The sequence below is a fragment of the Bacillus sp. Bos-x628 genome, assembly GCF_040500475.1.
Taxonomy (GTDB): Bacteria; Bacillota; Bacilli; order Bacillales; family Bacillaceae; genus Bacillus; species Bacillus maqinnsis.
On record NZ_CP159358.1, the window covers coordinates 1,202,408 to 1,214,881 of the forward strand.

14 protein-coding genes are annotated in these 12,474 nt (G+C 39.8%); 2 read left to right on the top strand and 12 right to left on the bottom strand.

The features are described 5' to 3' along the window. Positions 1–114: 114 nt before the first annotated feature. The 8 genes from opp4C to ABVJ71_RS06365 form a co-directional block, all read right to left on the bottom strand. The gene (gene opp4C / locus ABVJ71_RS06330; RefSeq protein WP_353856587.1) at positions 115–951 is read right to left on the bottom strand and encodes an oligopeptide ABC transporter permease; all 837 of its coding nucleotides are present in this window, start codon (positions 949–951) and stop codon (positions 115–117) included. A 92-nt stretch (positions 952–1,043) separates the two neighbouring features. Then, positions 1,044–1,994 (bottom strand): ABC transporter permease, encoded by a 951-nt coding sequence (locus tag ABVJ71_RS06335; protein ID WP_353856126.1) that lies wholly within the window; start codon positions 1,992–1,994, stop codon positions 1,044–1,046. A 78-nt stretch (positions 1,995–2,072) separates the two neighbouring features. After that, positions 2,073–3,707, bottom strand: a complete 1,635-nt coding sequence (locus tag ABVJ71_RS06340) for a peptide-binding protein (RefSeq protein WP_353856127.1) — start codon at positions 3,705–3,707, stop codon at positions 2,073–2,075. Between the two features lie 72 nt (positions 3,708–3,779). Further along, positions 3,780–4,802: a dipeptide ABC transporter ATP-binding protein gene (locus ABVJ71_RS06345; protein ID WP_353856128.1), complete on the bottom strand. Its 1,023-nt coding sequence runs from the start codon at positions 4,800–4,802 to the stop codon at positions 3,780–3,782. Next, the gene (locus ABVJ71_RS06350) at positions 4,789–5,781 is read right to left on the bottom strand and encodes an ABC transporter ATP-binding protein (protein ID WP_353856129.1); all 993 of its coding nucleotides are present in this window, start codon (positions 5,779–5,781) and stop codon (positions 4,789–4,791) included. Before ABVJ71_RS06350 ends, ABVJ71_RS06345 begins: the two co-directional genes overlap by 14 nt. A gap of 157 nt (positions 5,782–5,938) precedes the next feature. Next, a complete protein-coding gene (locus ABVJ71_RS06355) occupies positions 5,939–6,742 on the bottom strand; it encodes a DUF2268 domain-containing protein (protein ID WP_353856588.1) in 804 nt (267 codons plus the stop codon). Positions 6,743–6,818: 76 nt separating this feature from the next. Further along, positions 6,819–8,060, bottom strand: a complete 1,242-nt coding sequence (gene fabF, locus ABVJ71_RS06360) for a beta-ketoacyl-ACP synthase II (RefSeq protein ID WP_353856130.1) — start codon at positions 8,058–8,060, stop codon at positions 6,819–6,821. 21 nt (positions 8,061–8,081) lie between these two features. Next, positions 8,082–9,020 (bottom strand): beta-ketoacyl-ACP synthase III, encoded by a 939-nt coding sequence (locus tag ABVJ71_RS06365; RefSeq protein WP_353856131.1) that lies wholly within the window; start codon positions 9,018–9,020, stop codon positions 8,082–8,084. Between the two features lie 169 nt (positions 9,021–9,189). Here ABVJ71_RS06365 and ABVJ71_RS06370 point away from each other — a divergent pair, with 169 nt between their 5' ends. After that, a complete protein-coding gene (locus ABVJ71_RS06370) occupies positions 9,190–9,423 on the top strand; it encodes a hypothetical protein (protein WP_353856132.1) in 234 nt (77 codons plus the stop codon). A 9-nt stretch (positions 9,424–9,432) separates the two neighbouring features. Here the strand turns inward: ABVJ71_RS06370 and ABVJ71_RS06375 are convergent, their stop codons facing one another. The 4 genes from ABVJ71_RS06375 to ABVJ71_RS06390 all read right to left on the bottom strand — a co-directional run bounded on the left by ABVJ71_RS06375 (position 9,433) and on the right by ABVJ71_RS06390 (position 12,082). After that, the gene (locus ABVJ71_RS06375) at positions 9,433–9,630 is read right to left on the bottom strand and encodes a ComZ family protein (protein WP_353856133.1); all 198 of its coding nucleotides are present in this window, start codon (positions 9,628–9,630) and stop codon (positions 9,433–9,435) included. 11 nt (positions 9,631–9,641) lie between these two features. After that, on the bottom strand, positions 9,642–10,604 hold the full coding sequence (locus ABVJ71_RS06380; RefSeq protein WP_353856134.1) for a BMP family ABC transporter substrate-binding protein: 963 nt from the start codon (positions 10,602–10,604) through the stop codon (positions 9,642–9,644). Positions 10,605–10,693: 89 nt separating this feature from the next. Continuing rightward, the gene (locus ABVJ71_RS06385) at positions 10,694–11,266 is read right to left on the bottom strand and encodes a nad binding enzyme (protein ID WP_353856135.1); all 573 of its coding nucleotides are present in this window, start codon (positions 11,264–11,266) and stop codon (positions 10,694–10,696) included. 75 nt (positions 11,267–11,341) lie between these two features. Beyond that, positions 11,342–12,082: a hypothetical protein gene (locus tag ABVJ71_RS06390; RefSeq protein WP_353856136.1), complete on the bottom strand. Its 741-nt coding sequence runs from the start codon at positions 12,080–12,082 to the stop codon at positions 11,342–11,344. A gap of 188 nt (positions 12,083–12,270) precedes the next feature. On the opposite strand from ABVJ71_RS06390, the gene ABVJ71_RS06395 reads away from it, so the two are divergent. Continuing rightward, positions 12,271–12,465: a YjzD family protein gene (locus tag ABVJ71_RS06395; RefSeq protein WP_353856137.1), complete on the top strand. Its 195-nt coding sequence runs from the start codon at positions 12,271–12,273 to the stop codon at positions 12,463–12,465. Positions 12,466–12,474: the final 9 nt, after the last annotated feature.

Consider the following 12,474-nt stretch of genomic DNA (forward strand, 5'->3'; position numbering starts at 1 on the left):
TTAAGAGTTTCCCCGTAAGGGACCCGCCATGCCTTAGTGCGCACTTTCAGGCTGTCGAGAAAATCTTGACAGCCTGAAAGTGCTTGTGAGATAACACTCGCTTTTGATATTACATCAATTTCTTTTAGGATCAAGAGCATCCCTTAAACCATCTCCTAGGAAATTGAAACATAGCACGGTTAGCAGGATAAATAGACCAGGGAATAATGGATACCACCACGCTTGCACCATGATGGAGAAATTTTGCGCATCTTGTAGCATATTGCCCCAGCTTGGTGTAGGAGGCTGAATGCCAAACCCTAAATAGCTTAACGTAGACTCAGCAAGAATGACTGTACCAATTTTAAGCGTTGCCGATACAATAATCGGTCCAATACAATTAGGTAAGATATGTGAAAAGATAATGACATGGTTTTTTGTACCTATCGTTCGTGCTGCTAATACAAATTCTCTTGTTCTAAGTGATAAAAATTCACTTCGAATTAGGCGTGCTGTTGTTGTCCAGCCTGTCAGAGCAAAGATCAGAATGAGCTTATCGACCCCTGGCTTAAAAATGGTGACAAGTGTAATTAATAGAAAAATATCTGGAATTGATAACACGACATCGACTAATCGCATGAGTATAGAATCAACCCATCCTTTAAAATACCCAGCGATTGCCCCGACCAATGTGCCAATGGTAATCGCACCAAGGACAGATACAAAACCGACTAATAGAGACACCCTTGCTCCATATAACACTCTTGAGTAAATATCCCTACCAAATTTATCTGTTCCCATTAAATGTTCTGAGTTTGGAGGCATCAATTTTTTAAGCAAATCCTGCTCTTCCGGCGTATATGGAGCGATAACCGGCGCGAAGATAGCAACAAAAATAATCACAAGCAGGATACATGTCCCTATCACCGCAAGCTTATTTCTAAAAAACTTCTCCCAAAAAAGACGCAACATCGTTTCCGGTTTGCTAGGCAGGCTTTCCTTAAGTTTGATATCAACAGGAGGTGGTCCGATATTTGGTTGTGCCAATTTCGTTCAGCTCCTTTCTAATACTCAATTCGCGGATCAACCATTGCATACAAAACATCCGCTATGAGATTTCCCACTACAACGAGCACCGCAGAGATGATGGTCATGGCCATGATGACAGGATAGTCTCTCGAAAAAGCTGAATCAATAAACAATTTTCCAAGACCAGGCCATGAAAAAATTTGTTCAACGACAACCGCTCCACCAATAAAAGATGGAATCATCAGACCAAAGATTGTAATGACCGGCATGAGTCCATTTCTTAATCCATGCTTATAGATTACCCTATTTTCTCTAAATCCCTTTGCTCTTGCTGTACGGATATAGTCCTGCCGCATCACATCTAGCATGCTTGATCTCGTATATCGTGTGAGCCCTGCCATATCTGCTGTGGCAAGAACAAAAGCTGGCAAAATCAAATGATGAATTCGATCAAACAGATTGAAGTCTGTGTTGATTGTCGCAACCCCGCCAGTTGGAAACCAGCCCAAATTAACGGAAAGAACCATAATAAGAATAAGACCGAACCAGAAATTCGGAATAGCCAGTCCAAGAAAGGATGTAAAGGTGATGCCATAATCAAGCTTCGTATATGGACGCTTTGCTGAAAGAACACCAAACGGAATGGCAATGATGAGCGCCACAATTGTAGAAAAAATCATGAGGATAAGGGTATTCGGTAGTCTTGCAAAAATTAAATCAGCTACTGGGGTTCCCTTTTTGACGATGGAAGTACCAAAATCACCTTGTAGCATATTGCCCAGCCATTTCATGTATTGCACATATTCAGGATCATTCAAACCGTACTTTTCAATAAATGCCTCTCGATCTGCCGCACTAATGGTTGGGTCCATCATGAGTGACATCGGATCACCTGGAGCTGCCTTCATAATCGCAAAGGACAAAATGGTAATACCAAAAAGAATCGGTATTGAGAGCAATATCCTTCTGATGATATATGTAAACATATGCACGACTCCTTTTTTCAACGTATGGCCAATCTCTTGTTAAAGAAGAGGAGAGAACTCCCCTTCTTCACTGAATTTCTACTTTTCAAACCACCATTTTTCAATTTTGTAATACTCATCTTTCGGGTGATAAGAGTAACCTTGGAGATTAGAAGGCATCGCACGATGGGAGTTCGCATAGTAAAGGAACGTGTATGGCTGATCTTCAGCAATCAGCTCATAGATTTTTTCATAGATCTTTGAATACTCCTTACGATCACTGCTTGATTTTGCTTCAACTAGCAATTTATCAACCTCTTCGTTTTTATACCAAACATTGTTCAAACCTTTTTCGGACTGACTTGAGTGAAAGATCGTATATTGATCAGGGAAAGTAGCTAGACTCCAACCTAAAAGTAAAGCATCATAATCCCATTTTGGTGGAGATGTTTGTTCAATTAATGCACTGAATTCAACAATTTGTGGCTTTGCTTCTATCCCAATTTCTTTTAGCTGCTGCTGAACAACTACCGCAATGTCCTCACGCACTTTGTTTCCTTGATTCGTTTTAATGACAAAGGAGAATTTTTTCCCGTCCTTATCAAGGTAGCCATCTCCATCCGTATCCTCCCAGCCCTCTTCTTTTAAAAGCTTCTTTGCTTTTTCCTGATTATATTCAAATACAGGGACATTTCCATTTTTCGGATAGTTCCATGAGAGTGGGCTTTCAGGAATGTTCGCTACTTGCCCGTCTCCATCTAATACTTGGTCAACAATGGTTTGGCGATCAATGGCATGCGTAAGGGCTTGGCGAACCTTTTTACTTTTGAACAGTTCATTTTTCTGATTCCAACCGATAAAAGAATAGTTCAAGCCGAGATCAGATTCGATTTTCACATGGCTAATTTTTTCAGCAGTTGCTAGATCGGCTCCTGGGACGACAAAGAAATCAATATCACCTGCTGAGAGCTGTGCAAGTGCAGCATTTTGATCAGGGATTGTTTTAATCGTGACAGTATCTAGGTATGGACGACCATCCCAATAGTCATCAAATGCTTCAAGCTTTACATAATCGCCTTCCTTCCACTCTGCAAACTTGAAAGGGCCTGAACCGATTGGTTTTTTTCGGTTAAATTCATTCTCGCCTAAATCCTTAATTGGAACCTTACCTAAAATATGCTTAGGTAAAATACCATAGCTTCCTAGGGTTACATTATAAAAATATGGATCTTTTTGATTTAATTTAAATTGTACTGAATAATCGCCAGTCTTTTTCACAGATTCTAATACTTCAAAGCCTGAACCACGTTCACCATTGTAATCCTTATCAATCGGAATGCTGTATGTAAACACAACATCATCTGCGGTCAATTCTTTTCCGTCATGGAATTTGACACCTTTACGAATGGTGACATCAAATTGCTTGCCGTCATCAGATTCCTTAATATCCTCTGCTAAAGAAAGCTGCGGGTTTAATTTCCCATCCGTTTCAAGCAAAAAGCTGTAAATTCTGTTTTCTATATCTGAACTTGCCACATCAGTAGAGTATAAAGAGTTAAATAAAGTGGGTTCACCGATTGATCCAATGACAAGATCACCGCCTTGGACTGGCTTTCCAGTCGATTCTTTGGCATTGTCTCCTGATGTTTTATTTCCCCCTGAGCAAGCCGCTAGTATCAATGTAAAGATCAGCAATAGACTGACAAAAAATGCGCGCTTATTCGAAACTTTCATTTAAATTTCCCCTCATCCTTCATTTTTTAATAAAATCTGTTTTACTAGTCGTCGGGATTCCCCCTCATTTTTTTATGTGTCGTAAAGGTGGCAGGCAACAAAGTGATTTGTTTTCAATTCTTGAAACATTGGTATTCTTTCTTTACATATACTCTTCGCCTGTGGGCATCTTGTATGAAACACACAGCCTTTCGGCGGACTTGCCGGATTCGGTAAATCCCCTTGCAAGATCATGCGTTCTCTTTTGATTTGGCCTTTTTTCCTTGTGACTGGTACTGAAGAAAGAAGCGCTTTTGTATATGGATGGAGAGGGTCATCATAAAGATTATGTTTATCTGCTAACTCCATCATCTTGCCTAAATACATGACACCTACTCGGTCACTAATATGACGAACAACACTTAAGTCATGAGAAATAAACAAATATGTGAGCTGAAATTCATTTTGAAGCTCTTGCATGAGATTGATCACTTGAGCTTGAATCGACACATCCAGTGCAGATACGGGTTCATCTGCAATGATCATCTCTGGGTTCATCGCAAGTGCTCGGGCAATGCCGATCCGTTGTCTCTGCCCTCCAGAAAATTCATGTGGATAGCGGTTTGCAAAGCTTGGATGAAGACCAACTTTTGCGAGCAGAAGTTCGACTTTTTCATTTCGTTCTTTGAAGGTATACATGTTGTGAGTTTTGTAGGGTTCTTTGATGATACTGCGAAGTGTTTTTCTAGGGTTGAGTGAGGCAAAAGGATCTTGAAAGACCATTTGAATGTGTTTTCTTGTGGATTGTCTTAATTTTGACTCAGGTATACCGGAAATATCCTGCCCTTTAAATAAAATTTGTCCATCTGTTGGTTTGTATAAGCGGATCATCGTACGACCTAAAGTCGATTTTCCGCAGCCTGATTCGCCCACAATTCCGAGTGTCTCGCCTTTATAAATTTTGAGATCAATTCCATCAACTGCTTTGACGGCACCTACTGTACGCTGGAGAATACCTGCTTTGATTGGAAAGTGCTTTTTCACATGTTTGAGTTCTAGAATCGTTTCCCTTGGAATTGGTTCAATGAGATTGGATTGATTCTCAGCTAGCGTCATTTTCGCTTACATCCTCCTCATATAAAAAACATCTGACCGATCTTCCATTTTCTAATGTTTTCAGCTTAGGCAAATTGCTCATGCATTTTCCCATAGCCCTTGGACATCTTGGAGCAAAGCGGCATCCTGGTGGAAGCTGATCGGGAGCAGGTACATTTCCTTCTATCGGTATTAATTGATGAATTTCACCATCTATGACAGGAATTGAATTGAGGAGCCCCTCTGTATAAGGGTGAAGAGGATGGTCAAATAGCTCTTTCACTGTGCCATTTTCGACGATCTGCCCAGAGTACATAACAATGACGCGATCGGCAACCTCAGAAACGACCCCTAAATCGTGTGTAATTAATAAAATGGACGTTCCCAGTTTGCTGCATAAATCTTTCATGAGAGTAAGCACTTGAGCCTGAATGGTCACATCAAGTGCGGTCGTTGGTTCGTCTGCAATGAGAAGTTTCGGATCACAGCTAAGAGCAATTGCGATCATCACCCGTTGACGCATCCCGCCAGATAAGCGGTGTGGATAATCCTTCATCACTTGTTCTGCTCGTGAAAAACCAACAAGCTTTAACAATTCAACTGCTTTTCGCTTCGCTTCTTTTTTTGACATTTTTTTGTGATAGATGAGGATTTCACTTATCTGTTCCCCAATGGTTAAGACGGGATTTAGTGAGGTCATTGGTTCCTGAAATATCATAGATACTTCATTCCCGCGAATTTTGCATAATTCTTTTTCAGCATATGTAACAAGATCTCTGCCCTCAAGTTTGATGGACCCATCCATAATTTTTCCTCCTGAGCCTTTGATCAATCCCATAATTGATAAGGACGTAATACTTTTTCCCGATCCAGACTCACCGACAAGTGCTACTGTTTCTCCTTTTTTTATCGTAAAATCTACACCATCAACAGCGGGTATAGGTTCTTTTTTTCTGAAGAAGTATGTTTTTAAGTTTTGCACTTCAAGTAACGTGCTCATTGATTCACTCCTTTCCCCATAGATAAAAAGAAACAGAATATTTATTCCTCTTAGAATAAAAAGAATAATCAAAATTTTATATTTGTATGTTATTACATCATCATGACAAAATCAAGAATAATTTAGTAAAATTGTAATATTACAGTTTTTATGTTAATTATTCACTTATTTGTTCCATCACTTTTAAAAATGATTCTGCCGGCTCTTTAATCACTGAATCCTCACTGACTCGATGCTGATTGAAATACTTTTTCACCATATGAAATCCAACTGCGTAACCAAGCATTTTGGGGTAGTTCCCTTTCCCATAAAGAAGATTCTGTATCAGCCTTTCGTCATTCTGAACTTTCGTTTGAAGATGATTAGAAACCCATTTTTTGTACATGCGTTCAAGCTGGCTTTCATTATATAGTGTTGTCCATTTTGCTGTATAGTTTTCTCCATATCTATGGTATACAGCATATTCAGCGAGCCCCTCCATCATGATAGTATCAAGGAATGTAAAGTCTTTTTCTTCTTTTGTGAGAAAATGCAACCTGCACACATGGTGATATTCATGTGTCATCAAAGTACCAATACGTTCTTTCGGTGTATTCGTGGATAGAAAGAGAAAGATTTTGTCGTCAAAAGCAATGCCTGATTGATAATAGAACTGCTCTCTGATTTCTTTGCTGCTCTCATTGACAGGCAAAATAAAAATAGGAACATCTGGACCTCCCCATTGTTTTTGCAACAGTTTGTATTCTTTCATGACAAGATGAAAGTAGCCTTTTTCTTTGAGCTGGTCGATCATTTGCTGACATGTGTTCCAACATTTCGTCATGCCATGATACTGAAGATGTGATAGGATAGAGGACCATTCTTTTTCTAATGCCCCTTTAAAATAAGGAACAAAACGTGCTGCAAGTTTTTGAAATGATGATGATTGATGAATGAGATATTGTGTATTGATCAGACCCATACAGTTTGACACCTCCATTTTCAGCATATGCAAAAAGGCGGCGATCCGTTTATAGATCGTCGCCTTCTTGGTTGTTTTATGCTTCGTATTTTTTGAAGATAATTGTCGCATTGTGCCCGCCAAATCCAAGTGAGTTGCTCAAGGCAGCCTTTACTTCTTTTGAACGTGCTTCATTTGCTACATAGTCTAGGTCACATTCTTCATCAGGTGTTTTAAGGTTGATTGTTGGTGGAATGACACTTTCTTTAATCGCAAGAATAGAGAAAATCGCTTCTACCCCGCCGGCTGCACCAAGCAAGTGACCAGTCATTGATTTCGTAGAGCTGATCGCAAGCTGATTGGCATGCTCGCCAAACACCTCTTTAATCGCTATTGTTTCAAATTTGTCATTGTAAGGTGTGCTTGTTCCGTGGGCATTGATATAATCAATTTCATCCACATTCACACCAGCATCTCGAATGGCTTCTTTCATGGCACGGACGCCGCCTTCTCCGTTTGGAGCTGGAGCTGTAATATGGTATGCATCTCCTGTTGAACCGTAGCCAACGATTTCTGCATAAATGGTCGCACCGCGCTTTAATGCATGCTCAAGTTCTTCAAGAACAATAATCCCTGCACCCTCACCCATGACAAATCCGTCACGGTTTTTGTCGAATGGACGGCTTGCTGTGGCTGGATCAGGATTTGTCGAAAGTGCTTTATTCGCACAAAAACCTGCAAATGACATCTTTGTTAATGGTGCTTCTGTCCCGCCAGTGATCATGGCATCTGCATCTCCACGCTGAATGACTTTAAATGCATCACCAATTGAATTTGTACCAGTTGCACATGCTGTCACTGTACAAGAGTTAACCCCTTTTGCACCAAGAGCAATTGAAATTTGGCCAGTGGCCATATCCGGAATCATCATTGGCACAAAGAATGGGCTTACGCGTCTTGCGCCTTTATTTGAATAGATCTCAAATTGCTCTTCAAACGTTTCAAGTCCGCCGATACCAGAACCAACCCATACACCAACACGCGGTGCGTTTTCATCTGTGATTTCAAGGCGTGAGTCTTCTAAAGCCTGTTGAGCAGCTGCCACTGCGTATTGGGTGAAGCGTGCCATCTTTCTCGCTTCTTTTTTCTCCATATAATCTTCGATGTTAAAATCTTTTAGTTCTGCAGCTACTTTTGCGGTATATTCACTTGAATCAACACGTGTGATTGGTCCAACACCTGATACACCTGCTATAGCATTCTTCCATGTTGTCTCTACATCGTTGCCAAGAGGTGTCAAAGCACCTAATCCTGTAACAACTACTCGTTTTTTATCCATTAATTTGTGCACCTCACTCTTTTATCGGCCCCATCGCATAGCAATTGCGCCCCACGTTAATCCGCCACCAAAACCAACCATCACAATCACATCGCCGTCATGAATTTTACCGGCTTCGATTTCTTCACATAGTGAAATTGGAATGGACGCTGCTGATGTGTTTCCATATTTATGGACGGTCTTTGACATTTTTTCAACTGGTAGCTCTAAGCGTTCGCGAGCTGCTTCCATGATACGAATATTGGCTTGATGCGGGATTAAGAAATCAACGTCTTCTTTAGATAGTCCTGCTTTTTTGATGACGTTAACACTTGATTCGCCCATTTGTCTCACAGCAAATTTAAATACTTCTCGTCCATTCATGATTGTATGATCTTTTTCATCTAAGTACAAGTGCTTCCCGCCTCTTCCATCAGCTCCGAGCTCAAATGCTAGTATTCCTTTCCCTTCACTGACAGTTCCTAAAACAGCAGCGCCTGCTCCATCTCCAAACAAAACAGCTGTATTACGGTCATCCCAATCTGTAATACGAGAAAGCTTTTCTACGCCAACGACTAACACATGTTGATATGTTCCTGATTCGATAAATTGTTTTCCAGTAACAAGCCCATACATAAAGCCAGCACAAGCAGCACTAATATCCATTGCACATGCTTTATGTGCACCGAGCTGTTCTTGTATCATACAAGCGACTGTCGGAAATGCTTGATCTGGCGTTACTGTTGCCACAAGAATCATATCAATATCTTCTGCAGCCACATCTGCAGCCGCAAGTGCTTTTTTTGCAGCAGCAAGCGCCATATGAGATGTATTGACATCATCAGATGCAATTCTTCTTTCTTCTATACCTGTTCTAGTACGAATCCACTCATCAGAAGTGTCAACCATTTTTTCTAAATCATGATTTGTTATGACTTTTTCAGGTATATAGCGGCCAAGGCCAATAATTCCAGCATTCATTGAATAAGACTCCTTTTAACTCATAAGAGCATGTAATATTGTGATCTTATATTAGTATCTGGTACTAATTTTACCTTATTTTTTTCTCCTTGGCAATACAAACGTCTAACCTTCTCTCTCACTTTTTTCATAGATTAATGATATACAATAGTAGAAAGGAGCATACGATATGGCAGAAAAAGATATTTTCACGGCGATGATGTTTGGACAGCCAGCGGAGAAAGAGAAAAGCAAGTCAGAACTGAAAGATGAACGTACTGATACAACCTCAAATGATGACTCTATCGACTATATGCACGTCATGAATCAGATTGGTCACATTATGAACTCGATTGAGGAGCTAAAGCCTGTATTCAAAGATGTCGGACCAATGATCAGTGCCTTTAAGAAAAAGTTATTATAAAAAAAGCCACTATTTTGTGGCTTTTTCTGCTTCTGCATCCACTTTTCCAAGCTCATACGCCTCTTGCATGACAGATGTAAACAATGTCAGAAGCGGCTGAAGTGCTTCCTGCTCAAGCTGAATACCTGCTTTATCTAATTCTTCTTTTGCTTGCGGAAAATACTTCATTGCAATTTGCAAAAACTCCATTGATTTCTCGTGCTGCATATTCAATTACCTCACTTTTCATTTGGAAGCTTGCCCGTTTTCTTGTAATAAGTAATCTCATTTTTAATGTCTTTCACAAATGAACGATCAATGGTTGTACTAAATTTCCCCATTTCGATCACTCCTTCTTTAAAATCAAAGGAATACTCGCTTTTTTCATTTAGTGTGCCTTCATTAAATTTCTTTGCAATGATACTGTATGCTTTATCTACATGCTGTACCGTACTTGTTAAGACTGTATGGCTACCAAGGTTCGATTGATCGGTGACATACCCAATCGCTGATAAGTTATCAGCTTTGATTTGTTCAATGACAGGGATATTATAACCATCACCTGCTGGATAAACAACATCTGCGCCTTGTTTTTTCAGCTTTTCATACAGCTTAACAGCTTTGGCGGCATCATCCCAGTTTTCGACAAATTCCGCCAGTACTTGCACATGTGAGTCTTGATATTTAGCACCTTTGATAAATCCGTCTACTTCGCTTTGCCAATCATATGTAGCAAGAATACCAATCTTCTTTGTTTTTGACATATGTGCTGCTGTCATTCCCCCGAAAAAGCCCATTGCCTCTCCTTTAAAGGTAACATTCGTGACATTGTTAGCTCGAGGCTTGCCTCCATTGACCGTAATGAATTGTATTTTCGGATAATCTTCACTAATCAAGTTAAAAATGTCGCTGTACTCATTGCCATGACCAATAATTAAATTGACTCCTTTTTTATGGAAATCCTCAATGGCATCAACAATTTTCTCCTTGTCAACCATACCTTCCTTATAATAAACATCTACATCAAATGTTGATTGGATACTTAATAAGCCTTTATAACCTTTCGTTCCCCAAACTTGATCATTAATTGTATCGGGGACGAGTAAACCCACCTTCTCAATATGTCCTTTTAAAGGGGCCTGCGAGCAGGCAGATAATAGCAGAAGGAACGAAAAGATCATGACAAGCCGTTGGTACTTCATGCCATGTTCAACTCCCTTTGAACATACAGGTTCTATACTGTATGTTAAATATAGGCTTATTTTATACTGAAAAAAGATAAGATGGAAGATCATTCTTGCTTTTTGTCGAAAAATGCTGAGTTTTGTCTTTCCCAGTCTATGATAATTTTTTCTGCTTGTTTGACATCCGTTTGACTTTCCACCTTCAAATGATGAATCATTTCCTGTCTTTGATTGGTGTTTAAGACCCACTTCACAAGAGCCTTTGCGACATCTTCTACGAAATAAGAATGGTCCTTGCATGTTCTTTTTTCTTGATCTAGTGTCCACGGTCCGAACATGTCAGGAAGTAAAATAGTAGGTTCATGCTGTTTTAACGCATCGCCTTCGGACGTGAAGAGTAACCGGTACATTCCTTGCTGCGCTTTGATATGTTCTCTTTGATCTGGATCTTCTGATTGAATAAAGATGACGTCATATGTCTCTTGGCTATCCTGAACGTCAATGACACGAATGAGATCATTTCGACCAAGCCACATCATCCGCTCCTCTAATAGCTTCTTTCTTTGCTCTGTATGAATTTCTGGAAGTGTAATGTCAACTTGTAAGCCCTCTTTCATCATATATTCACAAAGTGTCAGTCCAAAAAATTCATCTGCACCTATGATGAGCCCTGTTTCCATCTTCATGTCCCCTTTTTGCGTATGTCGAATAAAAAGAAGAGCCCTTTCTATGAAGGGCTATTATTATTCTATTCATTACAAATCTCTTTCATGCGATTTATAAAATTTGTGAATGGACTGAAAAATTCTTCTTGGATGATCAAACATATGCAAGGTTAGGTCGATCGGATAGTGCTCTTGATCCATCATATGCTGATCAATAAAAGGCTTTGCATGGAGTTCATACGCGTATGGAGCACCATTTAGCCTTTGCCATATATGAATCGGTACATCAGCGGAATGAACCGGGCAAGAAGGAAGTGGATACGTTTCTGCTTCCTGTTCAGTACATCCATAGCTCTGTGCTAACTCCTTGATCATCTGTTTGTAAAAGAATTTGTGTTCTCTTTCAATCTCTCTTTGTGCATGAAGATGTAAGCATGGATTCAGCATCGCAATGGACCTTAATACTTCTGGCATCTCGTCGGCAAGACTCATGGCAACAAGTGCACCCATCCCCTCTGCAAGCACATGAATTTCTCGGTTTAATATTTCTTGTTTTAATGTGTAATGAATTAGCTGTTTTGCATCAAAAACAGCGTCTTCGCATCCCCAGTGATTCCCATGAAGATGACTATTAAACAATGTATACCCTTCATCCTTTAAAGCAGTTAAAAGCTGGTTTCTCCCATAATGCTGAAGCCAGAATGATGTATTTTCCTGCACAAAGTGATTTCGGTCACCGAGGATAAGAATGCCAAAGCCATTTGGTTTTTGAGGAAGGTGAATGACGTTCCACTGGGAACCAAGCTTTAGAAAACGTTCACTTACACCCATATGGCTAGCCTCCTTTCAGTGATTCTGCTTTCTATCATATGAACAACTTCTCTTATAGGAATAAGGAAATCCCCTAATGACAGAAGAAATCTTTTTATTTTTATAGCAGAAGGCGGAAAACAGTTTTCCCCCCACTTGCATATATGGTATGATAATCAATAGATTGTTACATAAAGGACGGTGGGATTATGCGCTATATTATCACCCTCATTTGGACTTTTCTGCTAACACATATGGCTGGTTACATCGTTGCGTCTATGAATGGAGCAACTTATGATTTTACTTTGACTTCCATTCTTGCAGTTGTGTTTACGGTTATCTTATTCATTTTTGCTAAAGTAAGTCCAATGAAAGAAACTGAAAGTTCAACGAAACACTCTTAATACATAAGA